The following is a 24,935-nucleotide window of genomic DNA, read 5'->3' on the forward strand; positions in this document are numbered from 1 at the left end:
TTAGACATCGGTGAATGTGGAAATGGCATCGGGTGGCGTGTCGTCCTTCGGACGCAGGTTCGCTTCCCGTTGTACCTGGGCTGTCTCGGTAATGGCCGCGCGCAGAAGATCGAGACCTTCGCCAGTGCGGGCACTGATGAATACGCGTGAAATCTTATCATGTTCATCACGTTCCACCGCCGGCTCCAGGCCGGCCGCGTCGATCTTGTTCCAGACCAGGATCTGGGGAATATGGTCGGCGCCGATTTCGCGCAGCACGGCATTGACTTCCTCGATCTGCTCCATCCGCACCGGGCTGGCACCATCGACGACATGCAGCAGCACGTCGGCATGGATGGTTTCCTCCAGCGTGGCGCGGAAGGCGGCCACCAGCTGGTGGGGCAGTTCGCGCACGAAGCCGACCGTATCGGAAATCACGACATTGCCGGCATCCTCGCCCATGTACACGCGCCGCGAGGTGGTGTCGAGCGTGGCGAACAGCTGGTCGGCCACGTACACGCCGGCCTTGGTCAGCGCATTGAACAGGGTCGACTTGCCGGCATTGGTATAGCCGACCAGCGACACCGAGAAGGCATTGTTGCGGCCGCGCGAACGGCGCTGCGTTTCATGCTGCTTGCGCAGTTTCGCCAGCCGCGCGCGCAGCATCCGCACCCGCTCGCCGATCAGCCGGCGGTCCGTTTCCAGCTGGGTTTCACCGGGGCCGCGCAGGCCGATACCGCCCTTCTGGCGCTCCAGGTGAGTCCAGCCGCGGATCAGCCGCGTGGACAGGTGCTGCAACTGCGCCAGTTCGACCTGCAGCTTGCCCTCGTGGCTCTGGGCACGCTGGGCGAAGATATCGAGGATCAGGCTGGTGCGGTCCAGCACGCGGACATTCAGGCGCTTTTCCAGGTTGCGCTGCTGCGCGGGCGACAGCGCATGGTTGAAGATGACGATCTCCAGCCCGTGATCCTGCACCGCATGGCCGATCTCGTCGGCCTTGCCGCTGCCGACGAAATAGGCGGCATCGGGGCTGGATCGCTTGCCGGTGACGGTCGTGATGGGCTCCGCTCCCGCGGAACGCGCGAGCAGCATCAATTCGTCGATACTGGCGGCGAAGTCGCCCTGACCGAAATCCACACCGACTAAAGCTGCGCGCATGGGACGGTCAGGGGAAGATGAAGCGGATGGCAAAGCTGCGGCGTTGTCTCAACGATCAACGCGTTACTCCGCCTCGGAATCGATATTGAGGTTGACGGCGCGGGCCGGCACCACGGTCGAGATGGCGTGCTTGTACACCATCTGCGTGACGGTATTGCGCAGCAGGACGACGTACTGGTCGAACGACTCGATATGGCCCTGCAGCTTGATGCCGTTGACCAGGTAGATCGAGACGGGAACGTGCTCCTTGCGCAGCGCGTTCAGGAATGGGTCTTGTAACAATTGCCCTTTATTGCTCATAACAGCTCCAGTTTATGTTGTTGTGTTGGAATTGGAGGCGAAACGCTTGAATTCAAGTGCCGGCTACTCCTTATTGCAGAGGTAAAAACACCCTCCGCCAGACGGAAATGCTTCGAAGCTACTGTAACCGGTTTTTGCGATTTATGCAGGGGTGTCCGAATGAAAACAAGGAAAAAATTGCATTCGGAATGTGAAGTTGGTGTGCCTGCAACCGACCACTCGGCCGGTCATTGCAGGCGTGCGAACACCGGGGTTTGGCGCCATGCCGTGAAGTCAAGCGTTACAAAACATATTGAAAGCGCATGAATTCACCCCAACAGCGAAGGGCTGGGGTCAGACCCGCCGGGTCTGACCCCGGAGTTTGCACTTGGGGTGGGCTTATCCAAGCGGCATCGGTGTCCGACACCGGTTCTTTTATGCCGCGGTATCAGCTCTTCTCGCGCTTGTCGAACGGGTTCTTACCCGTCCGCAATTCGATGCGCAGCGGCGTACCGACCAGCTGGAAGGTGTCCCGGAAGTGCTTTTCCAGGTAGCGCTTGTAGGGATCGCTGATGGCATCGAGCGAGTTGCCGTGGATGACGATCACCGGCGGGTTCATGCCGCCCTGGTGGGCGTAGCGCAGCTTCGGCCGCAAGCCGCCCTTGCGCTTCGGTTCCTGCTTCTCGATCGCTTCCTGCAGGGCGCGCGTGAGCTTCGGCGTCGACAGGTCGGCCGTGGCGGCCGCGTAGGCGGCGTCGACGGACTTCATCAGCGGGCCGATGCCGGTGCCCTTCAGCGCCGAGATGAAGTGCGTCTTGGCGAAGCCGAGGAAGTCCAGCTTGCGGTCCATGTCGTTCTTGACCTGGTCGCGCTGGTGCGTCTGCAGGCCATCCCACTTGTTCACGGCCAGCACCAGGGCGCGGCCCGATTCCAGGATGAAGCCAGCGATGTGGGCATCCTGTTCCGAGATGTCCTGCTGGGCGTCGAGCATCAGGATCACCACGTTCGCTTCCGAGATCGACTGCAGCGTCTTGACGACCGAGAATTTCTCGATCGCCTCGAACACCTTGCCGCGCCGGCGGATACCGGCCGTGTCGATCAGCGTGTAGTGCTTGCCATCGCGTTCGAACGGGATCTCGATCGAATCGCGCGTGGTGCCCGGCATGTCGAAGGCGATCACGCGCTCTTCGCCCAGCAGCGTGTTGATCAGCGTGGACTTGCCCACGTTGGGGCGGCCGACCAGCGCAAGCTTGATGCCGCGTTCGGACGGCAGCAGCTCTTCGGCATCTTCCGGGCGCGAGGCGAAGGCCTTGTCCAGCGCTTCATACACCAGGTCCGTCACGCCGTCGCCGTGCGCGCCGGAGATCGCATACGGATCGCCCAGGCCCAGTTCGTAGAAGTCCGACACGGCCGAGGTGTACTTCATGCCTTCGGCCTTGTTCACCACCAGCAGCACGGGGCGGCCGCTGCGGCGCAGGAAATCGGTGATGGTCTTGTCGTGCGGCGTCATGCCCTGGCGGCCGTCGACGAGGAAGATCACCACGTCCGCTTCGGCCACGGCCTGCTTGGTCTGCAGGGCCATCTGGAACATGATGCCTTCCTTGGCGACCGGTTCGAAACCGCCCGTATCGATGACCAGGAAAGGACGTTCGCCGACGCGGCCCTCGCCATAGTGACGGTCGCGCGTCAGACCAGGCAAGTCCGCCACCAGCGCGTCGCGCGAGCGGGTCAGACGATTGAAAAGGGTCGATTTCCCGACGTTCGGGCGGCCCACGAGTGCGATTACCGGCTTCATTTGTTTTCTGCTCGACCGCGTTGGCGGTCATTAGTACTGCTTGGTTTTTGAAAATACTGAATGACCGCGCTCGCGGTCATTCTCACTGCGCAGCTGCTTGTTCAGTTACGAATTGCTGTATTACTCGACCGCGATCGCGGTCACCGTTCCCGACTGGGTCTGGAAGATCATGTTCGAACCCGCGACCACCGGCATTGACTTGATCGGGCTGCCATCGGTGGCCACGCGGCCCAGCATTGCACCGTCTTCGCGCGACAGCAGGTGGATATAACCCTGGAAATCGCCGACGGCCACCACGCGGCCGTACGACAGCGGCGTGGACAGGGCGCGATTGCCCAGGGAATCGTTCTTCCACGCGCTGGCGCCGCCTTCGCGGCTGAACGCGGACACATGGCCCTTGTCGTCCGCCACGAAGACGAAGCGCTGGTCGGCGCCCACGCCCACGTCGGACGATGCCGGCTTGCTCCACTTGGCCGCGCCGGTCGACAGGTCGAAGCAGCCGACCTTGCCCTGGTACGTCACGGCGCAGATATCGCTGCCGATGACGACCGGCGTGCCGCCGATGTCGGACACGCGTTCCAGTTCGGTGGCACCGCGCGGCTCGGCCACGGAGAACTCGAAGCGCGGCACGCCGTTCGACAGGGCCAGCGACAGCAGCTTGCCGGCCGGCTGCGCGACATACACGTTCGGCTGCGCCACCACCATGCCCGGCGCGTTGCGCAGGGTCAGCGGCGGCGTGGTGCGCTGCAGGAACCACTTGCGATCGCCCGTCTTCGTATCGTAGGCGGTGATCTTGTTGTCCATGCTGCGCACGATGACCAGCTCGTCGGTCACGGCCGGTGCCGACAGCACTTCGGACGATGCCTGCACTTTCCACTGGACCTTGCCGGTGGCCGCGTCGAAGGCCATCACGGTGCCCTTCGCGCCGCCCACCGCCACCAGCTTGCCGTTGGCGCCCACGCCCGCGGTCAGGTCGGTGCCGGCCTTCACTTTCCACTGCGAGCGGCCGGTGGCCGCATCGAGCCGTTCGATATTGCCGTCGGCATCGGCCACGAACAACGCATTGTCGGCCAGCGCCGGCGAGAACACATACAGGCCGGCCTTGCCGACGGAATGCTTCCACACGACCTTGGCGGGAATCGGCGACTTGATATCCACCAGCGCGGCCGGTGGGTTCTTGTCCTTTTCCTTGAACGGATTCAGCGAGCTGAGGGAACTGCACGCGGCCGTCATGGACAGCAGGCTCACGCCGATGAGTTTACCGGTGATACGCATAAATTAAACCTTGCTCCTTACAAGTGGAAGGCGGTGCGGGTGACGCGTGCCCGCGCGGTCAAGCCGGCCGCGGGCGGGATGCGACTGCCGCTCAAGCTGCCGGGAATCAGGCAGCGGCGGGTTTCGGTTCCGGCACCGTGCCGCCGACGGCTTCGAGTTTCAGCTCGATCAGCTGGCGTGCCGGATTTTTCTCGTCGGTGCCCGAGAGCGCGGCCTGGTAGGCGGCACGGGCCTCGGCCAGCTTGTTCTGCGCCGCCAGCACGTCACCCTTGCGGTCGCTCACGGCGGCCTTGAACTGCGCCGGCACATCGCCGTCGAGCGTCTTCAGGGCGTCGGCGTAGGCCTTCTCGTCCAGCAGCAGCCCGGCCAGGCGGATCTTCGCCACCGCCTTGTATTCGTCGTTGCCGTGTTCCACCACCCACTGCAGCTTGGCCTTGGCGGTCTTCAGGTCGTTCGCGTCGAACGCGCTTTTCGCCGCCGTCAGCGCGGCCATCTGCGCATACAGCGTGCGGCCATAGCGGCTCTCGATATCGCCGGCGGCGCGCTGCACCTTGGCGTTGTCCTTGCCGACCGAGGTTTGCAGCTCGTCGTACAGCGCGGACGCCTCGACAGCCTGGGTGCGCTGGTAATACTGCCAGCCCGCCCAGCCGGAGTATGCGGCCAGGCCGGCCACCAGCACCCAGGTGGCGGCGTTGCCGTACTTGGCCCACCATGCCTTCAGGGATGCGAGCTGTTCTTCTTCTTGGTGATCGAATGCCATGGAATCTATCCTTCGGGATCAATGATGGTGGTGGTGGTCTTCGCAGTCGTCGCCGCAGTCGTGGCCGCCGATGATCTGGTCGACCACGTAGCCGACCACTTCCTCGAACGCCACCGTGGCCTGCTGCTGCTCGCCTTCGGCACCGCGCAGCGCCTTCACGCTGGCGGTATTGTTGGCCACTTCGTCTTCGCCGATGATGATGGCGAACGACGCGCCGCTGCCGTCGGCCTTCTTCATCTGGCTCTTGAACGAGCCGGTGCCGGCCGCGGTGGCACAGTGCAGGATCACGTCCAGCCCGGCGTCGCGGATGCGTTCGCCCAGGATGAAGGCCTGCATCTGCGCTTCCTCGCCCTGGTGCACCAGGTACACGTCGCACTGGTTCGGCGCGGCCGTTTCACCGGCCGACTTCATCAGCTCGATCAGACGCTCGATACCCATCGCGAAGCCCACCGCCGGCGTCGGCTTGCCGCCGAACTGTTCGATCAGCGGATCGTAGCGGCCGCCGGCGCACACGGTACCCTGCGCGCCCAGCTGGTCGGTGACCCATTCGAACACGGTGCGGTTGTAGTAGTCGATGCCGCGCACCAGGCGCGTGTTGACGGTGTACTGCACCGCGTTACGGTCGAGGATGTTCTTCACGCCTTCGAAGTGTTTCAGCGATTCCTCGCCCAGGTAATCAAGCAGCTTCGGCGCATTGTTGACGATGTCCTGCAGGGCCGGATTCTTGGTATCGAGGATGCGCAGCGGATTGGTGTGCAGGCGGCGCTTGGCCTCCGCATCCAGCAGCTCTTCGTGCTGTTCCAGGTACTTGATCAGGTCAACGCGGTGGGCGGCCCGTTCGGCGGCGTCGCCGATCGAGTTCAGTTCCAGGCGGATCTCCGGCAGGCCCAGGTCATCCCACAGACGGCGGCACAGCATGATCAGCTCGGCGTCGATGTCCGGGCCCGTGAAGCCCACGGCTTCCGCGCCGAACTGGTGGAACTGGCGGTAGCGGCCGCGCTGCGGGCGCTCGTGGCGGAACATCTGGCCCTTGTACCACAGGCGCTTCGGGCCGTCGTACACCAGGTTATGTTCCAGCACGGCGCGCACCACGCCGGCCGTGCCTTCCGGACGCAGCGTCAGCTGGTCGCCGTTCATCGAATCCTCGAACGAATACATTTCCTTTTCGACGATGTCGGTCACGGCGCCGATCGCGCGCGCGAACAGGCGGGTTTCCTCGACGATCGGGGTGCGGATGTTCTGGTAGCCGTAGCTTTGCAGGATGGACTGCGCGGTGTTCTCGAAGATTTCCCACAGGTGGGCATCGGCCGGCAGGATGTCGGGCATCCCTTTGACCGAGGTGATCTTCTCTGCTTTTTTATTGTCGGACATGGTTTTATACCGATACTGATGTGTAGTTTTTCTGTACGTAATCCAGCACGATCTGCTGGAACTCCTGCACGATCGTGTCGCCGCGCAGCGTGGCCACTTTCTGGCCGTCGACGAAGACCGGCGCGGCCGGCGATTCGCCGGTGCCCGGCAGGCTGATGCCGATGTTGGCGTGCTTCGATTCGCCGGGGCCGTTGACGATGCAACCCATCACGGCCACGTTCATCGCTTCCACGCCCGGGTGGCTCTTCTTCCATTCCGGCATCTGTTCGCGCAGGAAGGTCTGGATATCGTCCGCCAGTTCCTGGAACGTGGTCGACGTGGTGCGCCCGCAGCCCGGGCAGGCGATCACCATCGGCATGAACTTGCGCAGGCCCATCGTCTGCAGGATTTCCTGGCCGACGATGACTTCCTTCGTGCGGTCGCCGCCCGGCTCCGGCGTCAGCGAGATGCGGATCGTGTCGCCGATGCCTTCCTGCAGCAGCACGGACAAGGCCGCCGTCGAGGCGACGATGCCCTTGCTGCCCATGCCCGCTTCGGTCAGTCCCAGGTGCAGCGCGTAATCGCAGCGCTTGGCCAGCTCGCGGTACACGGCGATCAGGTCCTGCACGCCGGAGACCTTGCACGACAGCACGATCTTGTCGCGGCCCAGGCCGATTTCCTCGGCGCGCTGGGCATTCTCGATGGCGGACGTGATCAGTGCTTCGTACATCACGGCCTGCGCGCTCCACGGAGTGGCGCGGGCCGCGTTCTCATCCATGATGCGCGCCAGCAGCGCCTGGTCCAGCGAACCCCAGTTGACGCCGATGCGCACCGGTTTCTGGTGGCGGATCGCCACTTCGATCATCTGGGCGAATTGCGTGTCGCGCTTGGCGCCCTTGCCCACGTTGCCGGGGTTGATGCGGTACTTCGACAGCGCGGCGGCGCAATCCGGATACTCGGTCAGCAGCGTGTGGCCGTTGTAGTGGAAGTCGCCGACCAGCGGCACGTCGACGCCCATCTTGTCGAGCTGCTCGCGGATGTAGGGCACGGCTTGCGCGGCCTCGGGCCGGTCCACCGTCAGGCGCACCAGCTCGGAACCGGCGCGGGCCAGCTCCTTGATCTGGATCGCGGTGCCGACCGCATCCGCGGTATCGGTATTGGTCATCGACTGCACGACGACGGGGTGGTCGCCGCCGACCCACACCTTGCGGTCGCCGTGCGCCACCAGCACGCCCTTGCTGGCGCGGCGCGCCAGGGGGCCGGAAGGGATCGCGTTGGAAGGTATGGCGGTAATAAGTTCAGACATGCTGGTTACTTGATCTGGACACGTGAAATGGTGCCGTTCGCTACTTTCGGCAACGGCAGCGGCTGGCCGCGCAACGTGGCGCGCACGCCTTCCGGCGCGCCAACGGTCAGCTGCGACTGGCGGTCGATCTCGAAGCTTTCGGTACTGCCGGCCTTGACGAGACGGGAAATCAGCGGCGATGCGCCGGGCCGCTTGATCTCGACCCACGAATCGGCCGTGAAGACCAGCGTCAGCGTGTTGGCGCCCTGCGGTGCCGGCGTGGCCGCGGCCGGAGCCGGCGTGGTGGCGGCTGGCGCAGTGGCGGCGGGTAGCGGCGCAGCCGGAGTCGTTGCAGCCGGTGTCGTTGCAGCCGAATTCGCCGCCGGCGCGCCCGCGATCGCGGTGTTCGGCGGGGTCGTCACCAGCGGCGCGGTATTCTCCGGCGTGGCCGGCCCCTGGGACGGCGTCGATACCAGCGGTACGTTAGGCGACAGCAGCGGCGGCGTGGTGGCGGTGGTGCCGGCGGTACCTGGCGCGGCCGGCGCGGTAGCCGCTGGCGCGGCAACGGTGGCCGGTTTGCCGAGTGCCGCCGGCGAGATCAGGCCGGCCTGCCATGCGCCGGCAGCGGCGATGACGGCCAGCGCCACCACGCCGCCGATGATCCAGACCTTCGGCTTCGACTGGCGCGAGGCCAGCGTGGGAAAGCGCGACTGGGAAAACGTGGTGGGAATCTTTTCGCGCCTGATCGGCGCATGATCGCTCGACGTGGTAACCGATGGCGTGACTTCGATCTGCGCGACCAGCGGTGCCGGATCGAGCCGCACCACTTTCGCATAGGCGCGAATGAACCCCCGCGTGACGGCCATGTTCGGCAGCGAAGCGAAGTCGCCCTGCTCGAGCGCGACGACCTGGCGCGGCGCCAGCTTCAGCTGATCGGCGATCTGTTCCACGGTCAGGCCCATCGCTTCGCGCTGCGCGGCCAGTGTTGCGCCCGGCGCGGCGGCACGCTGCCGCTCCTGTGCGTGCCCCTGCCCGTGAGGCTGACCCTGCGGCTGCTTTTGCCCTTCTGAATCCATTATTACCCCTGTCTCACTCATCAAACGCCCCGCGCTGATACGCAGCATACTCGGGCGAGGCGGCATGGTGGCGCCGCAGCTGTGTCGCCCAAGCTTCTTCCGCCCCCTTGTCGCCGAGCCGGTGCTGGACCCGGACCGCGAGCCACAGCACATCGGCCGGCAAGCTGTCGGGCCGGGCAACCTTGCCAAGCCGGGTAAGGAAGAAGTTGGCGCGCGCGTAGTCGCGACGCTCGTAATAGACCCGCGCCAGGTTGGCGCTGGTCGACGGCTGATCCGGTGCCAGCTGCAATGCTTGCAGCAAATATTGCTCGGCCCGCTCGTAATCCTTGCTCTTCAGCGCGCAACTGCCGGCATTGTTCATCGCCTTCACGGGCGAAGAATACTGGCGGCTGGCCAGTGCCGCGTCGAACCAGCGGAACGACTCGGCCACGCGACCGTTCTGGCACAGGTACGAGCCATAGTTGTTCGCGATATCCGGGTTGTTCGGCGCCAGCTGCAGCGCGCGCTTGAAATTATCGTCCGCCAGCGTCGCCTCGCCCATGCCCATGTAGATCAGCGCGCGCACGCCATAGGCGTCCGCATAGCCGGGATCGGCGGCGATCGCCTTCTTGATCTCATCGAGCGCGACGGGCAACTGGCCCTGCTCATAGTAGCCGACCGCCAGCTGCATGCGGATCTGGGCGCGCTTTTGCGCAGCCGTGGCATCCGACAGCGTGGGCAGCTCGGCCCTGCCGCTGGTATCGCCGGCACCCGTGCCCGCGGGGCCGCCCGTACAGGCGGCCAGCAGCAGCATGGGCAACAACGCGCCCAGCAGCCCGGCGGAACCGAGCCTGGCGCTGCGCGCGCGGCACTGGGCGGCTGCGGTCATCAGGACCGGATCTCCACGATCTTGCCGAAATCGGCACCGAACTTGGTTTTATATTCGGCCATCTTTTCCATGCGCTCGGCCACGCGGGTACGGTCCTTGACCTCGCCGGCGAGCTGGCCGCAGGCGGCGTCGATGTCGTCGCCACGGGTCTTGCGGATCGTCGTCACGATGCCGGCGTTCATCAGGATTTCCGAGAAGGCCTTGATGCGGGGATTCTTCGAGCGCGTCAGGCCCGATTCCGGGAAGGGGTTGAACGGAATCAGGTTGAACTTGCAATTGATGCCATATTGCGGATGGTTCACCAGCGCGATCAGTTCGCGCGCATGCTCGTCGGAATCATTGAAACCGTCCAGCATGCAGTACTCGAACGTGATGAAGTCGCGCGGGGCGAATTCCAGGTACCGCTTGCAGGCCGCCAGCAGGTCGGCCAGCGGGTACTTCTTGTTCAGCGGCACGAGGCCGTTGCGCAGCTCGTCGTTGGAAGCATGCAGCGACACGGCGAGCGCTACCGGCACGTCCTGCGCCAGCTTGTCGATCATCGGCACCACGCCGGAAGTCGACAGCGTGACGCGGCGGCGCGACAGGCCATAGGCGTTATCGTCCAGCATCAGCTTCAGCGCGGTGGCGGTCGGCTCGTAGTTCAGCAGCGGCTCGCCCATGCCCATCATCACCACATTGGTGATCTGGCGCTCGCCTTTCGGCCCCGGCTCGATGCCCTTGGTCTTGCGCAGCTCGAACTCGGCCATCCACAGCTGGCCGATGATCTCGGCGACCGTCAGGTTGCGGTTGAAGCCCTGCTTGCCGGTCGAGCAGAAGCGGCAATTGACGGCGCAGCCGGCCTGGGTGGAAATGCACAGCGTGCCGCGGTTTTCTTCCGGAATGAACACGGTTTCCACGGCATTGCCGTTGCCGACATCCACCAGCCACTTGCGCGTGCCGTCGGTCGAGGTATGGTCGCTGATGACGGCCGGCGCCGTGATATGGGCGCGCGTCTTCAGCTTCTCGCGCAGGGACTTGGCGAGGTCGGTCATGCTGTCGAAGTCCGACGCGCCGAACTGGTGGATCCAGCGTTGCAGCTGCTTGGCGCGGAACGGCTTCTCACCCAACTGCGCACAGTAGTCGATCAGTTGCGCGGGATCGAGGTCCAGCAGGTTGGTGAGGGTCGTTTCCATAACTAGTTTCAATCTTTTTTTCAAAACACCTCCGCCCCGGACATGCCGGGGCGTCAGGCGATACTACCGATGTAGTGCTATCGCACCGTTAACCTTGGCGATTAACGGGAGTACACGTTCAGTGCTGGGAAGAAGTAAGCGATTTCCGTGGCGGCGGTTTCGGCGGCGTCCGAACCGTGAACGGCGTTGGCATCGATGGAGTCGGCGAAATCGGCGCGGATCGTGCCTTTTTCAGCTTTCTTCGGATCGGTTGCGCCCATCAGGTCGCGATTCTTGGCAATGGCGCCTTCGCCTTCCAGAACCGTGATCATCACCGGGCCGGAAACCATGAAGTCCACCAGGTCCTTGAAGAAAGGACGGGCAGCGTGCACGGCGTAGAAGCCTTCGGCTTCGGCGCGCGACAGTTGGGTCATGCGGGCAGCCACGACTTTCAGGCCAGCACCTTCGAAACGGCTGTAGATCTGGCCGATCACGTTCTTGGCCACTGCGTCCGGTTTGATGATGGACAGGGTGCGTTCGATTGCCATTATTAAAAACTCCAGTAAAAAGAAAGGGTTAAAACGTAATTGATTTCTCGATCAACCTTTGATTTTAGCATACAACACCCCATATACTATGCGTGTTGGGGCGGAAGATGGCGTAACAAGCGGCGGAAAGCCGTATCGAAACCCCGGAATGCGCACCGAAGCGGACGGTATTGGCTGGGAAGCCCAGCCGTTCGCAGGCAGTTGGGCGGATTCCGGAGGATTTCAAGAGCCGGATCAATGGATCGATCCGGCATCACAGACCATCCCGGCGGGCTTCAGCCCTTTTCGGCACCACGCGTGCTAAGCTTTGGCAAGGGTACACCGTACCGACAAAAGGAGTGCAAACTATGGCGAACTTGGAAAAAACTTATCAATATGCGGGCGGGCAGGCAGTCACCCAGAACCGCGTGCTTCGCAACACCTACTGGCTGCTGTCGCTGTCGATGGTCCCGACCGTGCTGGGCGCGGCCGCCGGCATGACATTCGGCATCCCGATGCCGGGCGGCTTCCTCGGCGCGCTGCTGTTCCTGGGCATCGCGTTCGGCTTCATGTGGGCGATCGAGAAGAACAAGCACAGCGGCGCGGGCGTGGCCCTGCTGCTGGGCTTCACGTTCTTCATGGGCCTGATGCTGACGCCATTGCTGATGCGCACGCTGTCATTCGCGAATGGCGGCACGCTCGTCATGCTGGCCGCCGGCGGTACCGGCGCGATCTTTGCCGTGCTGGCAAGTATCGCCACCGTGTCGAAGCGCGATTTCTCGGGCGTCGCGAAGTTCGCGTTCATCGGCCTGGTGCTGATCATCCTGGCATCGCTGGCGAACATCTTCTTCCAGATCCCGGCCCTGTCGCTGACGATCTCGGTGCTGGCCATCGGCATCTTCTCCGCCTTCATCCTGTATGACGTGCAACGCATCGTCAACGGCGGCGAAACCAACTACATCAGCGCCACGCTGGCGTTGTACCTGGACGTGTACAACATCTTCACCAGCCTGCTGTCGATCCTGGGCTTCACCAGCGGCGACCGCGACTAAGCACTGCATGCAGCATCCCGAAGCCGGCCTCGCGCCGGCTTTTTTATTGCGCCTTCTTTATTGCGCCTTTACTGCCGAGCTGGTATCAAAACAACACCGGGGCGGTACGGCGCTCCGGCAGTCCCCGAATTTTTGCAACACAATCGTTGAAGTGGCGCGACGGCGCAGGTTGTTGCCGATGCGCTGCCCCGCCCCTATTCGGCGCCTCGCACGGTGAACGTGGTGCGATCGACTTCCCTGCCTGTTCCGTCCAGCAGCACCAGTTCATGCCTGCCGGGCGCGGGAGACCAGCCTGCCTGCTGGCCGGTGGAGCCTGCTTCCGCGCCGTCGAGCCGCCAGCGCAGGTCGCGCGGACCGTGTGCCAGGAAGAACACGCGCTGCCGGCCTGGCGGGATGTCGGGGTCGACCGCCAGGATCGCCCCATCGGCGGGATAGACGATCTCGGGGAGCCGCTGTTCGGCCGGCAACAGCGCCACGCGCGATGTCTCGGTGCCTTTCAGGAACCATTCGGGCCGCGCCGCTTCCAGCGCAGGCTGCCACGTCACGGTACGGCGCACCACACCGGCCGGCGCTTGCGGCGCACGGCCGGGAAGATCGCGGTTCAGGTAATCCATCACGTCGCGCCAGACCGGCGCGGCGCCGCTGACGCCGGACACGTCCCACATCGCGCTGCCGTCGAAATTGCCGACCCACACGCCGACGGTATGGCGCCCGGTAAAGCCGATGCACCAGTTATCCCGCATGTCCTTGCTGGTTCCCGTCTTGACGGCCGCCCAGTACGGCGCCGCCAGCTCGTTCTTCAGGCCGAACGTGGCCGCCCGCGCCGCGCGGTCGGCCAGGATGTCGCCGACGATGAACGCGGCGCCCCCATCGACGACGCGACGCCCGGGTACCGGCCGCGCGCGAGCCTGCAAGGTGGCGCCGCCGGCCACGCCGCCGTTGGCCAGCGCCCGGTAGGCATTGGTCAACTCGAGCAGGGTGACGTCGGCAGACCCCAGGGCCAGCGACGGACCGTAGAAATCGGCTTCTTCGCCGAGGCTGGAAAACCCCAGTGCGCGCAGCTGCGCGGCGAAGCGTTCCAGCCCGACCAGCATCAGCGTGCGCACGGCTGGAACGTTCAGCGAACCGGCCAGGCTGGCGCGCGCCGTGACGATGCCCTTGAAGTCGTGCTCGTAGTTCTGCGGCGCATACAGGCCGGACGGCGTGGTCACTTCCAGCGGCGTATCGTCCAGCGGCGACGCCGCCGTCAGCAGCCGCCGCTCCAGCGCCAGCGCATACAGGAATGGTTTCAGCGTCGATCCGGCCTGCCGCGGCGCGGTCACGCCATCGACTTCGCTGCCGCCGGCATTGCCCACCCAGGCCAGGATCTCGCCGGTGGCGTTATCCAGGACCAGCACGGCGCCATCGGCCACGTGCCGCTCGCGCAGCGCCATCAGCTGCTGCCGCAGCACCGCCTGCACGTGGCGCTGCAGCGTGCCATCGAGCGTGCTGCGCACGTTCTCCCCGGCCCCCTTCAGCAATTGCGCAGCCGCCTCGCGTGCCGGCGGCAATGGCGCCATGGATGCCTGCCGCGAGAACGCCCGCTGGACGAGGGCATCGATCGCGGTGCACGGCGTGGCCGCTTTCAGGTCCCTGGCCAGTGCGCAGGCCCGCCGCGCCACGACAGCCCGGGAGGCGGACGGTGCCCGCAACAGGCTGGCGAGGATCACCGACTCGGCCACGTCCAGGCCGGAGGGCGCCTTGCCGAACAGGCCCTGCGCCGCCGCGCCCACGCCCTGCAGTTCGCCGCGGAACGCCACCAGGTTCAGGTACGCTTCGTGGATCTGCGCCTTGCTCCATGCGGCATCGAGCGCGCGGGCCGCCACAGCCTGGTCCCATTTCTGGCCCAGCGTGCGGCCGCCCGGCCCCGCCTTCAATGCCGGATCCAGCAACCCGGCGAGCTGCATCGTGATGGTCGACGCGCCGCGCGGCCGCTCGCGGAACAGGTTGTCCCACGCCGCCTGTCCCATGGCCCGCAAGTCGACGCCGCCATGTTCCATGAAACGCGTGTCCTCCGCCTGCAGCACGGCCAACGGCAGTGCCGGCGAGATGTCCGCCAGCGCGACCCATTGGGCGCGGCGTGCCTGCCGGTCGACGCGTAATGCCTGCACGGGTGCGCCATGGCGGTCCAGCATGACCGCGTCCGATGCGCGCCACTGCGCCCTGACCTGCTCATGCGCCGGCACGGCGGGCGCCGATGCCGCGGGCGCCGCGGATGCCGCCAGCAGCACGGCGATGGCAAGGGAACGTACCGGCAGGATACGCATCGGCAGGATACGCATCGGCAGGATACGCATCGGCAGGATAGGTAGCGCCAGGGAGCGCATTGGAAAACAGCGCATCACTTCACCTCGACCGCCGGATTCGGCGACTCGCCGAACATCTCCGGGCTGTACATGGCCTCCACCCGCGTGGGCGGCAGGCCGAAGCGGCCGGCATTGTTCAGCCGCACCGTGTACTCGACCGTCCACTTCCCCTTCGGCACGAAGGCGTAATAGGAACGGAACGCGGCGAACGTGCGCTCCTGGAACGCCGGCCACGCCCAGCCGGAAGCCTTCTCGCCGCGCGCGCCGATGCGTGAATCGTTGCCGAGACCGGAGCCGAGCACGGTGGCGCCGGCGGGGATCGGGTCGTCGACCACCACCCACGTCATGTCGCTCTGCGCTTCCAGTTCCAGCCTGACGCGATAGGTATCGCCACGGGCCCACGCGCCCGCCGCCGCCTGTTCCAGCGGCGTGACCGTCTTCCTGATCGCGTAGCCGGAGGACAGCGGCGCCGCCAGCGGGAGCGCCCCCAGGCTTTGCACGGTCACCCACGGCTTGCCGCCGCCCTCATGGCGCATGTCCAGCGACGCGGCGCCGCGCGGCCATGGCAGCGTGACGGCCGCGGCATGCGCATCGCCCTGCGCGGTCGCCGTCGCACCGTCCTGCAACGCGACGCTGCGCCGCTCGCCGCCAAGCGCCACGACGGCGCTGCCCGTCACGGCTTCCGCCTCGAAGGCCCGCGAGAACTTGCGCAGCGCGAGGGCGCCCCAGGCATTGGCAACGGTGGTGCTCCAGCGCCCGTGCTTCTGCCTGCCCAGCGCACCGCGCGCCAATCTGCCCATGTCGGCTTTCCAGGCCGGGTCGTCCAGCACCGCCAGCAGCAGGCGGTTCGCGTTGACGTCGGCGGACACCATCAGCCACCACCAGGCGTCGGTGCGCTCGGTCGAGAAGGTCATGGTCGTGCCTTGCAGGTTCAGGCGGGACTTGATGATCTGCCCGGCCTCGCGCAGGCGCGCATCCCGCTGCGGCAGCTCCGGCGTGCGCGCCAGCACCAGGTACCAGTCGATGACGGCCGAGGTGGGCCACAGGTTCGGCTGCAGCGTGAACGATTCCGTCATGCCTGGCTTGACGCGCCCTTCGCGCGACAGCGCTTCCAGCGCGGCAAGCTTGCGCACCGCCAGGTCGGCCGTCGGCAGCGGCGAGCCGCGCACGATGCGGCCTTCGACGAAGGCTTCCAGCCCGTCCAGCATGCGCGACCTGTGCATGGCGGGCAGTTCGTAGCCCGCTTCATGGCTTACCGAGAGCAGGTAGGCCGTCAGCGTATCGCTGCCCTGCTCCATCGGCGCGAAGTACTTCGCCAGCCCGTCGCCATCGAGGTAGGCAGGCAGCCCATCCGCCACGCGGCTCCACATGGCCGCGTCGCCCAGCGCCACCGCGCGCGAGGCCTGCTGTTCCAGGCAGGTGTACGGGTAAGCCGCCATCCAGTCGCGCACGCCGGGCAGGTCGCCGCCCAGGCGCGCCGTGAACGATGTGCGCACGCCGCCGCGGCCGGGTACCGCGCCGGCGGGCAGCTGCACCGTCATGGCCTGCGGCTTGTCCAGCTGCAGCAGCGTGGCCTGCATGGTGCGCACCGGCACAACGGGCTGCACCTGCTGGCGGACGCGCAGCCGGTCCGTGGTGCCGCCGGCGCTGGCGGCGACTTGCCAGGCCAGTTCCGTCACGCCGGCAGGCACCGTGACGTCCCACGCCACCTCCTGTGCCTGCCCCGCCGCGAGGCTCACCTTCCTGGCCGGCAGCGCCTTGCCGGCCAGCGTCGCCCCCAGGTCGGCCTGCAGCGCCGCGCCGGTGGCGTTGCGCACCGTGAACGCTGCCCGCACCCGGTCTCCCTCACGGACCAGCGGCGGCAGACCGGACAGCAGCATCAGGTCTTGCGACGTGCGCACGTCGGCCTGGCCGGTGCCGAACAGGTCGGCATTGCCGTGCGCGATGGCGACGATGCGGAAGGACGTCAGCGAATCGTTCAGCGGCACCTGCACCCGCGCCTCGCCATTGCCATCGACCTTGACGCTGGCCTGCCAGAACAGCAGCGTGTCGAACAGCTCGCGGCCCGCGCCCTTGCCGCCGCCACCGCCGCTGGGCACCGCCTTGCGGCCGAAGTGCCGCTTGCCGACCACCTGCATCTGCGCGGTGGACGTCGCCACCTGCAGCCCGCGCTGCCGCATCATCGATTCCAGCAGCTGCCAGCTGTCGTTCGGCATCAGCTCGAGCAGGCCGACATCGACCGCGGCCAGCGCCACTTCGGTGCCGGCGGGCGGCCGCGTGCCATCGGATCGCGCCACGCGCACCGTTACCGCGGCTTTCTCGCGCACCTTGTAGACCGGCTTGTCCGCCGCCACGCGCACCTTCAGTTCGTTGGCCGCCCAGCCGACATTCAGCGCGGCGATGCCCAGCTTGTAGGCCGGCTTGCCCAGGTCGACCAGGGCGGTCGGCGCGATGCCGCCAACCCGGCCGCGCACCACCATGGCCGACACGAACACGTTCGGCGCATACGCCGGCTTCATCGGGATCGTGATCACGGGGGCATCGCCGGACAGCTCGCGCACATAGGTATCGAGGATGCCCTCGCGCTCGACCGTCACCAGCGCGGTGGCCTGCCGGAACGGCATGCGCACCTGCAGCGTGGCCTGCTCGCCCGGCTCGTAGCGCTTGCGCTCGGGCAGCATGTCGATGCGGTCGTTGTCGGTGACCTTGTACCACCAGTCTTCGCCATCGGCTACCCAGGTTTCGCGGCTGGTCACGGCGTGGTTGCCCCGGCCGTCGGTGGTGGTGGCGCGCAGCAGCAGGTTGCCGCCCTGCGGGGCCGCGCCTTCGCAGACCAGCAAGCCCTTCGCATCGGTGCGGCCGGCGCACGCCTGTCCGAGCGCCTTGATCTCGCTGCTGTTCTCGTACGAGTAGAAGCCGCCGATCAGCCGGCGCCGGTGCGTGTAGGTGTCGCGCTTGAAGTAATCGACCCGCACCGGCGCATCGGCGACCGGCCGGCCTTGCGTATCGAGCACCGCCACGGTGAATTTCAACGCTTTCCTGCTCATCACCCAGCCGTCCGGCGCGATGCCGATCACGTACGCCGATGGCCACAGCGCGATGCGCGCGGAGCCGGTCAGCGTTTCGCCATTCGGGTCCTGCCACGTCATCTCGGCCAGCAGCTCGGCCGGCTGGGCCGGCTGCGGCAAGCCATCGAGCATGACGCGCGCGCCGCCGGCGCGGTCCAGCGTCACGTTGCGCGTGCGGACCGCGGCGCCGCTGCCGTCCTCTTCCTCCTCGAACGTGCCCTCGTCATCGTCGAACGCGGCGCTTTCGCGCTCCACGCCTTCGCGGATGTCCGGCCCGGCGAACGCGTATTCCTGATAGTCGGGAAACTGTACCGGCTTCGGCTCCACCAGCGTGGCGACCTTGACCTGCGCGCCGCCGGCGCCGCCGCCGGACAGGTAGGACAGTTGCACGTCGAGCGGCACCTGGGTGACGCGCACCGCCGGGTCCTTCGGCCCCTGCAGGACCGCCTTCATCGTCGGAACGCGGAACTGCTCGACGCGGAAACGTCCCGATTCCTGGCCGTTCAGCATCACCTGGTACCAGCCCTGCTTCGCATCGGCCGGAATCTTCCAGTCCACCGCCGCGCTGCCGTTGCGCCATGCCAGCGGCAGCTCGTAGCGCTGGTCGCTGCCTTCATGCAGCAAGAATACCTTGCCCGGCATCGCGGCATCCTCGACCTTTTTCGTCGTGCCGCTTTCCGGGTCGTAGACATCGCGCGACACGCGCTCGCCGGCGCCGGCGAATTCGATGCCGGCCGTGGTATGCCGGCGCATGAAGTGCTTCATGTGCACCGTTTCGCCCGAGCGCAGCAGCGTGCGGTCGAACACGGTGGCAGCGATCAGGTTATGCGCCGCGTGGTCCTCGGTGTTCACGTTGAAGCGCCACGGCTCGATGCCCTCGTTCCAGTCCGACAGCGTGAACGTGAAATCGCCGCCGCTGCGCGCGCTGACGAAATAGCGGTCCTGGTAGCCGCCACAGCGTGCCGGCGGCAGTTCGATGCCGATGCGGGCCAGGCCCTGCGCATCGGTGGCGCCCTGCCACAGCAGCGCACCCGAGCAGGCGCGCACGGCCACCTTCGCCCCGGTTACGGGGCTGCCCTTGTCCAGCGACGTGACCCAGACCAGCGACGAGGTCTTGCCGTGCTTGAAGTGGGCCGCCATGTTCGTCACCAGCGCGGCCGTGCTGACGTACGCCGTGCCGGGCTTCTTCAGCAGCGCGGCACCCAGTTTGGGGCTGGCGAGTTCGACGATGTGGAAACCCCGGGCCAGCGGGATGCCGATCACTTCGAAAGCCTTGCGGCCGCCGGGCTTGGGCAGCGCGAAACGCTTGCCCGCCCCGCGCAGCAGGGAAGCGGCCATGGTGTCGGCATATTGTTCGTCCGGTTTCCAGCCGTGCGGGTTGGCCAGCTTGCTCAGCCAGGCGATGACCTGCTCGTCGGCGTTGTCCGCCACCCGCAGCGCGTTGCCCTGCAAGGCCGCGGACTTGCCTGCCAGCCGTGCCTCGACGTTGCGCACGGTGACCGGCAGCAGTCGGTCGCCTTTCGACTCGATGATGCCGAAGCGGGCCGGGAACTTGACGAGCGGCGGCGCGGCGCCGGTACGCACCACCAGCGGGAAGCGCGCCGCGTTGACGAGCGGCCGGCCGGCATCGTCCTTCAGGCCGGCCGGCAGATGCAGGCGGTATGTGGTATTCGCCGCCAGCGGTGCGGCGAAGGTCACGCTGTCGAGCGTCATGCCGCTTTTCACTTCGCCGTCGAACGACGGGGCCGTGCGCTTGCCGTCCGGCCCGACCAGGGCGATCTCCTGCAACTGGGCGACCGGCAGCGGCGCCGTGAATGTCAGGCGCGCCGGCAGAACGGGAATGCACGGACCGTTGCGGCGGGCGCGGTCGCAGCTGAATTTCGCGCTGAAATCGGGCTGGCTGCGGTAGGCAAGCGGCTGGTCCTCGGTGGTGGCGATACCGCTCGCGCTGGCGATCCCGGCACCCCAGACCAGCGTTACCTGGGCATCGGCCGGCAAGGTGCGGGCGCATCGCAGCACCTGCACCGGCAGCGCGGCGTTGCGGTCGCCGGTGACCCGCACGTTCGCCTTCCGCGTGACGCCGCGTGCTTCGTGGAAGACGGCCAGGTGGCGCTGCACGAAATGCTTGCGCGCGGCCAGGATCTGTTCGCGCTCGCTGCCGGTCACGGCGCGCACGGGAATCCTTTCGCTGATCCCTTCGGCGCGGCACCAGGCGTTGGCGATCACGGTTTCCTCGCGCGGCAGCGCATCGAGCCCCAGCACGAAGACCTGTCGTTCGTCGATGCGGTCGCCTTCTTCCGGCAAGGCGGCGATCACGGCCGGGCCGCCGGTATCGAAGGCGTACGTGCGTTCGCCTTGCAGCGGCTGCCCCGCCAGGTCGTTCAGGCCGGCTTTCAGCGTGAAACGGCAGGCCACGCCGGCCGGCAGGTCGCGCTCGAAATCGTAGCTCCAGTTGCTGCCATCGATCCAGCGGCCCTTGCCGGGCTGCGGGCAATCGATGTCGAAGGGATCGGCCAGGCGCAAGTCGCCGAATGCCACCATCTGGCCGGAAAAGCGCGCCTGCACCTGGCGCACGCCTTTCACGGTACCTTGCGGCGTGAACGATTCAATGGTGGTTTGCGCCCGCGCCGCGCCGGCCATGCAGCACAGCCAGAAAAAGAACAAGGACAGCAGCGGGAGCGGCGGTGGCGACGGGGAGCGAAAGGCGCGCATGGGTTCTCCGGAGGTGGGAACCCAGTCTTGCAAGAAGTGCAACCGGTGTCAATATGCCGGCACCTTCAGGTGCCGGGCAGTTGCGCCGCGACGTCAGACCGCATGCGAAGCACGCGGGACTTGCGTCCGGCGGCCGGGCGCAAGCGTGGATGGCATCCGCTCAGGCGAGATCGAATACCGCCATCGATTCCACGTGGGAGGTATGCGGGAACATATTCATCACTCCCGCCTGCGACAGCACGTACCCGGCACGGTGCACCAGCACGCCGGCATCGCGCGCCAGCGTCGACGGGCTGCACGACACGTAGACGATCCGCTTCGGCAGCAGTTCCGGATGGCTTTCCTTCAGCTCGGCCAGCGCCAGCGACAGGGCCATGGCGCCGTCGCGCGGCGGGTCGACGAGGATGCGGTCGAACTTGCCCAGCGCGATCAGGTCGTCCTTCGTTACTTCGAACAGGTTGCGGCAATAGAACGTGGTCTTGTCGCCGACACCGTTGACGACGGCGTTCTGCTGCGCCCGTTCCGTCAGCGCGGTACTGCCTTCGATGCCGACCACTTCGCGCGCCTGCGTCGCCAGCGGCAGCGTGAAGTTGCCGATGCCGCAGAACAGGTCGGCCACGCGTTCGCCCGGCTGCACGTCCAGGTGGCGCAGCGCCTTGTGCACCAGCACGCGGTTGATCTGGTGGTTGACCTGCGTGAAGTCGACCGGCTTGAACGGCATGCGGATGCCGAATTCCGGCAGCAGGTAGTGCAGCTCCTTGTCCAGCGGGTAGAACGGATACGCGGTATCCGGGCCTTTCGGCTGCAGCCACCACTGGATGTCGTACTCGTCGGCGAAGGCTTTCAGCTTGGCTTCGTCGTCGGCCGTCAGCGGCACCATGTTGCGCATCACGAGCACCGTCAGGTCTTCGCCGATCGCCAGTTCGATCTGCGGCACCTTGTCGAAGATCGACAGCGATCCGATCAGCGCGCGCAGCGGCATCATCATGTCCGACACGTGCTTCGGCAGGATCTGGCAGCTCTGGATATCGGCCACGAACACGGACTTCTTTTCATGGAAGCCGACCAGCACGGTGCCCTTCTTCGCCACGTAGCGCGACGACAGGCGCGCTCGGTAGCGGTAGCCCCAGGTCGGGCCATGCAGGGGCCGCATCATCACGTCCGCCTTCACCTTCGACAGGTGCCACAGGTTGTCCTCCAGGACGCGCTGCTTGATCGCCACCTGCGCCGACGCTTCCAGGTGCTGCATCGAGCAACCGCCGCAATAGTCGAAGTGCACGCATTTCGGCTGCACGCGCATGGCCGATTCACGGTGGATCTGCGTGACCCTCCCCGACTCCCAGTTCTTTTTCTTGCGCAGCATCTCGAAGCTGACACGCTCGCCCGGCAGCGCGCCTTCCACGAACACCACCTTGCCCGGCGTGCCGTCTTCGTTATCCTGCATGTGGCCGACGCCACGCGCGTCCATGTCGAGCGATTTGATTTCGATGCTGTTGTCTTGCATGAGTGTCTATCGGTAGGCCGGCGAGGCGGCGATTTGGGAGGCCGGTATGATAGCAGAAGCCGATGGCGCAAGAATGGTTTGAAGCACCGCGGAAGGGCGCGAGGAAACAGCGTTTGACACAATCGAATACAGGAAAACAGTGTCAGGCACCAATGCCGCTACGTTAACCGCGTTATCCGACACATTGGAAGCGCATGCATTTACCCCAACAGCGAAGGGCTGGGGTCAGGAAGGAATGCTGGCCGGTATGCCAGCACCGTTCCGCAGGCGCGAAGCATGCTTCGCGAAACCCCTGCTTCACCCCGCCGGGGCGTAGCCGGGGTTTCAAGGAGCATCGCTCCTTGCCGGCGTAGCGGTACTGGCCTGCCAGCCAGTACTCCACCCTGACCCCCGAATTTGCACTTGGGGTGGGCTTGAGCGCAATAGTGTCAGGCACCGGTTTCCCACAGCGGGCCCCCGCTCTTCACAACAGCGAATCGCGCACCACGCCGCGCGCGGCCATGGCCCGCTTCAGCTTGACGAGCGCTTCCTGCTGGATCTGCCGCACGCGCTCGCGGGTCACGCCCATTTCCTCGGCAAGCGTTTCCAGCGTGGCGGGATCGTCGTTGTCCAGGCCGAAGCGTCGCATGACGACGATGCGCTGCTTGTCCGGCAGCCGCGACAGCCAGTCGCGCACCAGGTGCGTCATTTCCTGGTGCTCGGCGCGTGCATCCGGGCTGTCGTCCGCGTCGCCGGGCAACATGTCCATCAGCGAGGACTGCGGATCGTTGTCGAGCGGCGCATCGAGCGACGTGGCATGCTCGGACAACGCGAGGATGTCCTGCACTTCTTCCACCGGCCTGCCGACCAGGTGGGCGATATCCTCCGCGCTGGCATCCTTGCCGTTGTGGTGTTGCGCCTCGAGGTGGTATTTGCCGCGCAGGATCTGGTTCAGCTCGCGCACCATGTGCACCGGCAGCCGCACCGTGCGCGCCTGGTTCATGATGGCGCGTTCGATGCTCTGGCGAATCCACCAGGTCGCATAGGTGGAAAAGCGGAAGCCCCGCTCGGGTTCGAACTTGTCGATCGCCCGCATCAGGCCGATATTGCCTTCCTCGATCAGGTCGAGCAGCACGACGCCGCGGTTGATGTAGTGCTTGGCGATCGAGACGACGAGCCGCAGGTTGTGCTCGATCATGGTTTGCCGGGCGGCGAAATCGCCCGCCTTGGCCAGCGTGGCGAAATGGACTTCCTGGGGCGCCGTCAGCAGGGGCCGGGTGCCGATCTGGTTCAGGTAATGCTGCGTGGTGTCGGTGGAGAGCTCGGCGGCCAGCACCTTCTTCAGCTCGTCCACGCTGGCCAGCGCGGCACCGCGGCCAGCGACCGGGACGCTGCCACTGTCGCCGCCGCCGCTGTCATCGTCGCCATCTTCGGCAAGGCGCTCGTCGGCCAGGTTGTCGCCCACGAAATTCTCGTCCGCCAAGTCGTCCGGGAGGGAGTCGTCATCCAGAGGATCGTTCGGCGAGCTTGACATGGGCGTTACCTCATGGGCGGAACCTGGCGCTGATCCTGCGCGGAATGGTACAAAAGTGACGAGTTACCTGATGCAAATGCCTGATGCAAATGCTTGATGCAAAATGCCTGATGCAAAATGCCTGATGCCATGCATGGTGCGGAAACCGGGGACAACTCCACAGTGCCCGGCACGGAGCCGGGCGCCATGCCTTACCGGTTCGGCAAGAACTTGGAAGGATCCACCGGCTTGCCCTGCTGCCTGATCTCGAAGTGCAGCTTGACGCTGTCGGAATCGGAATCCCCCATCTCCGCGATCGCCTGGCCCTTGCCCACCGTCTGGCCTTCCTTGACGAGAATGGACCGGTTGTGGGCATATGCGGATAGCAAGCCGTTACTGTGTTTTACGATGACAAGATTACCATAACCGCGGATGCCGCTACCGGCATACATCACCTTTCCTGCACCTGCGGCAAGCACCTGCTGCCCAGGCCGCCCGGCGATGTCGATGCCCTTGTTCTTGCCTTCGTCGAACTGGCCGACCACCCTGCCCTCGGCCGGCCACATCCAGCTGACTTCGCGGTCTTCGGCCGACAGCGCGGGCGCCGGCGCCGCGGCCGGCACCGACGGTTTCACGCTGGCCAGCTGCACCGGCTTGTCGGCCGGTTTCGGGGCCGGGTCCGGCTTGCCGTCGCCATCCTTGTCGTTTTTCAGGTCCGCTTCGGCGTACGGCTTCTTGTCGCCCTTCGGTTCCGTTTTCTTCGGCACCGGCGGCACGACCTTCGTCGTATCGGGCGGCATCACCACTGCGGCCGTGCGCACGCCGGGCGCATCTTCCGGCGGCGCCACGCGCAACACCTGGTCCACCTTGATGTCGTTCGGATTGGCGAGGTTATTCCACGTCACGAGGTCGCGGTAATTCTGGCCGTGATCGAGGGCGATGCGGATCAGCGTATCACCCTTCCTGACCGTGTAATAGCCCTCCCGGTTTTCCTGGACGGGCGCCGGTGCGGGCGCCGGCGGCGGCGGGCGGCGGCTGATGGGGCGCTCCACCACGGGCGCCTGCTGCGGGGTGGAAGTACAGGCGGTCAACACCGCCAGCGGCAACAACAGGTACAGGGAACTTTTTTTTGTCATGCTCATCTGAATTGATATCTCTCGGCTACACCCTGCAGGCGGCACGCGGCGTCCCGGCCATCGGAATCGTCAGGATCACGGGCGTCACGAGAAGCGTGAGCGCCGCAGGCATCGTCAGAGTCC

17 protein-coding genes are annotated in these 24,935 nt (G+C 66.0%); 1 reads left to right on the top strand and 16 read right to left on the bottom strand.

Annotation, left to right across the window (positions count from 1 at the left end):
- The 11 genes from hflX to ndk form a co-directional block, all read right to left on the bottom strand.
- Complete coding sequence (hflX, locus tag OU994_RS24775; RefSeq protein WP_131144619.1) at nucleotides 1–1,137, bottom strand: GTPase HflX; 1,137 nt, start codon at nucleotides 1,135–1,137, stop codon at nucleotides 1–3.
- A 63-nt stretch (nucleotides 1,138–1,200) separates the two neighbouring features.
- On the bottom strand, nucleotides 1,201–1,437 hold the full coding sequence (gene hfq / locus OU994_RS24780; protein ID WP_093558029.1) for an RNA chaperone Hfq: 237 nt from the start codon (nucleotides 1,435–1,437) through the stop codon (nucleotides 1,201–1,203).
- A gap of 427 nt (nucleotides 1,438–1,864) precedes the next feature.
- Nucleotides 1,865–3,211 carry a ribosome biogenesis GTPase Der gene (gene der, locus OU994_RS24785; RefSeq protein ID WP_281608094.1) on the bottom strand — a complete coding sequence of 449 codons (1,347 nt, stop codon included), beginning with the start codon at nucleotides 3,209–3,211 and terminating at the stop codon, nucleotides 1,865–1,867.
- 120 nt (nucleotides 3,212–3,331) lie between these two features.
- Entirely contained in the window at nucleotides 3,332–4,486 is a 1,155-nt protein-coding gene (gene bamB / locus OU994_RS24790) for an outer membrane protein assembly factor BamB (RefSeq protein ID WP_281608095.1), read from the bottom strand.
- A gap of 106 nt (nucleotides 4,487–4,592) precedes the next feature.
- On the bottom strand, nucleotides 4,593–5,246 hold the full coding sequence (locus OU994_RS24795; RefSeq protein ID WP_131144616.1) for a tetratricopeptide repeat protein: 654 nt from the start codon (nucleotides 5,244–5,246) through the stop codon (nucleotides 4,593–4,595).
- Nucleotides 5,247–5,264: 18 nt separating this feature from the next.
- Nucleotides 5,265–6,617 carry a histidine--tRNA ligase gene (gene hisS / locus OU994_RS24800; RefSeq protein ID WP_281608096.1) on the bottom strand — a complete coding sequence of 451 codons (1,353 nt, stop codon included), beginning with the start codon at nucleotides 6,615–6,617 and terminating at the stop codon, nucleotides 5,265–5,267.
- A gap of 4 nt (nucleotides 6,618–6,621) precedes the next feature.
- Complete coding sequence (gene ispG, locus OU994_RS24805; protein ID WP_281608097.1) at nucleotides 6,622–7,902, bottom strand: flavodoxin-dependent (E)-4-hydroxy-3-methylbut-2-enyl-diphosphate synthase; 1,281 nt, start codon at nucleotides 7,900–7,902, stop codon at nucleotides 6,622–6,624.
- 5 nt (nucleotides 7,903–7,907) lie between these two features.
- Nucleotides 7,908–8,957 (bottom strand): helix-turn-helix domain-containing protein, encoded by a 1,050-nt coding sequence (locus OU994_RS24810; protein ID WP_281608098.1) that lies wholly within the window; start codon nucleotides 8,955–8,957, stop codon nucleotides 7,908–7,910.
- 13 nt (nucleotides 8,958–8,970) lie between these two features.
- Nucleotides 8,971–9,825 carry a type IV pilus biogenesis/stability protein PilW gene (gene pilW / locus OU994_RS24815; RefSeq protein WP_281608099.1) on the bottom strand — a complete coding sequence of 285 codons (855 nt, stop codon included), beginning with the start codon at nucleotides 9,823–9,825 and terminating at the stop codon, nucleotides 8,971–8,973.
- The gene (gene rlmN, locus OU994_RS24820) at nucleotides 9,825–10,997 is read right to left on the bottom strand and encodes a 23S rRNA (adenine(2503)-C(2))-methyltransferase RlmN (protein WP_281608100.1); all 1,173 of its coding nucleotides are present in this window, start codon (nucleotides 10,995–10,997) and stop codon (nucleotides 9,825–9,827) included. The genes pilW and rlmN overlap by 1 nt, the downstream gene beginning before the upstream one ends.
- A gap of 101 nt (nucleotides 10,998–11,098) precedes the next feature.
- Nucleotides 11,099–11,524 (bottom strand): nucleoside-diphosphate kinase, encoded by a 426-nt coding sequence (gene ndk, locus OU994_RS24825; RefSeq protein ID WP_131144610.1) that lies wholly within the window; start codon nucleotides 11,522–11,524, stop codon nucleotides 11,099–11,101.
- 347 nt (nucleotides 11,525–11,871) lie between these two features.
- Between ndk and OU994_RS24830 the strand changes: the two genes are divergently transcribed.
- Entirely contained in the window at nucleotides 11,872–12,555 is a 684-nt protein-coding gene (locus OU994_RS24830; RefSeq protein ID WP_281608101.1) for a Bax inhibitor-1/YccA family protein, read from the top strand.
- A 194-nt stretch (nucleotides 12,556–12,749) separates the two neighbouring features.
- Here OU994_RS24830 and pbpC read toward each other — a convergent pair whose 3' ends face one another.
- The 5 genes from pbpC to OU994_RS24855 all read right to left on the bottom strand — a co-directional run bounded on the left by pbpC (nucleotide 12,750) and on the right by OU994_RS24855 (nucleotide 24,812).
- Complete coding sequence (gene pbpC / locus OU994_RS24835; protein ID WP_373922629.1) at nucleotides 12,750–14,876, bottom strand: penicillin-binding protein 1C; 2,127 nt, start codon at nucleotides 14,874–14,876, stop codon at nucleotides 12,750–12,752.
- Between the two features lie 59 nt (nucleotides 14,877–14,935).
- Nucleotides 14,936–20,680, bottom strand: a complete 5,745-nt coding sequence (locus OU994_RS24840) for an alpha-2-macroglobulin (RefSeq protein ID WP_281608102.1) — start codon at nucleotides 20,678–20,680, stop codon at nucleotides 14,936–14,938.
- A 160-nt stretch (nucleotides 20,681–20,840) separates the two neighbouring features.
- On the bottom strand, nucleotides 20,841–22,184 hold the full coding sequence (gene rlmD, locus OU994_RS24845) for a 23S rRNA (uracil(1939)-C(5))-methyltransferase RlmD (RefSeq protein ID WP_131144607.1): 1,344 nt from the start codon (nucleotides 22,182–22,184) through the stop codon (nucleotides 20,841–20,843).
- Between the two features lie 463 nt (nucleotides 22,185–22,647).
- A complete protein-coding gene (rpoS, locus tag OU994_RS24850) occupies nucleotides 22,648–23,697 on the bottom strand; it encodes an RNA polymerase sigma factor RpoS (RefSeq protein WP_281608103.1) in 1,050 nt (349 codons plus the stop codon).
- A 191-nt stretch (nucleotides 23,698–23,888) separates the two neighbouring features.
- Nucleotides 23,889–24,812: a peptidoglycan DD-metalloendopeptidase family protein gene (locus OU994_RS24855; RefSeq protein WP_281608104.1), complete on the bottom strand. Its 924-nt coding sequence runs from the start codon at nucleotides 24,810–24,812 to the stop codon at nucleotides 23,889–23,891.
- Nucleotides 24,813–24,935 lie beyond the last annotated feature (123 nt).

This window comes from Pseudoduganella sp. SL102 (assembly GCF_027856995.1).
GTDB classification, from domain to species: Bacteria; Pseudomonadota; Gammaproteobacteria; order Burkholderiales; family Burkholderiaceae_D; genus Rugamonas; species Rugamonas albidiflava.

Bases quoted from the DNA above. Each gene is read 5' to 3' on its own strand.
- hflX (WP_131144619.1), bottom strand. From the start codon at position 1,137: ATGCGCGCAGCTTTAGTCGGTGTGGATTTCGGTCAGGGCGACTTCGCC.
- hfq (WP_093558029.1), bottom strand. From the start codon at position 1,437: ATGAGCAATAAAGGGCAATTGTTACAAGACCCATTCCTGAACGCGCTG.
- der (WP_281608094.1), bottom strand. From the start codon at position 3,211: ATGAAGCCGGTAATCGCACTCGTGGGCCGCCCGAACGTCGGGAAATCG.
- bamB (WP_281608095.1), bottom strand. From the start codon at position 4,486: ATGCGTATCACCGGTAAACTCATCGGCGTGAGCCTGCTGTCCATGACG.
- OU994_RS24795 (WP_131144616.1), bottom strand. From the start codon at position 5,246: ATGGCATTCGATCACCAAGAAGAAGAACAGCTCGCATCCCTGAAGGCA.
- hisS (WP_281608096.1), bottom strand. From the start codon at position 6,617: ATGTCCGACAATAAAAAAGCAGAGAAGATCACCTCGGTCAAAGGGATG.
- ispG (WP_281608097.1), bottom strand. From the start codon at position 7,902: ATGTCTGAACTTATTACCGCCATACCTTCCAACGCGATCCCTTCCGGC.
- OU994_RS24810 (WP_281608098.1), bottom strand. From the start codon at position 8,957: ATGGATTCAGAAGGGCAAAAGCAGCCGCAGGGTCAGCCTCACGGGCAG.
- pilW (WP_281608099.1), bottom strand. From the start codon at position 9,825: ATGACCGCAGCCGCCCAGTGCCGCGCGCGCAGCGCCAGGCTCGGTTCC.
- rlmN (WP_281608100.1), bottom strand. From the start codon at position 10,997: ATGGAAACGACCCTCACCAACCTGCTGGACCTCGATCCCGCGCAACTG.
- ndk (WP_131144610.1), bottom strand. From the start codon at position 11,524: ATGGCAATCGAACGCACCCTGTCCATCATCAAACCGGACGCAGTGGCC.
- OU994_RS24830 (WP_281608101.1), top strand. From the start codon at position 11,872: ATGGCGAACTTGGAAAAAACTTATCAATATGCGGGCGGGCAGGCAGTC.
- pbpC (WP_373922629.1), bottom strand. From the start codon at position 14,876: ATGCGTATCCTGCCGATGCGTATCCTGCCGGTACGTTCCCTTGCCATC.
- OU994_RS24840 (WP_281608102.1), bottom strand. From the start codon at position 20,680: ATGCGCGCCTTTCGCTCCCCGTCGCCACCGCCGCTCCCGCTGCTGTCC.
- rlmD (WP_131144607.1), bottom strand. From the start codon at position 22,184: ATGCAAGACAACAGCATCGAAATCAAATCGCTCGACATGGACGCGCGT.
- rpoS (WP_281608103.1), bottom strand. From the start codon at position 23,697: ATGTCAAGCTCGCCGAACGATCCTCTGGATGACGACTCCCTCCCGGAC.
- OU994_RS24855 (WP_281608104.1), bottom strand. From the start codon at position 24,812: ATGACAAAAAAAAGTTCCCTGTACCTGTTGTTGCCGCTGGCGGTGTTG.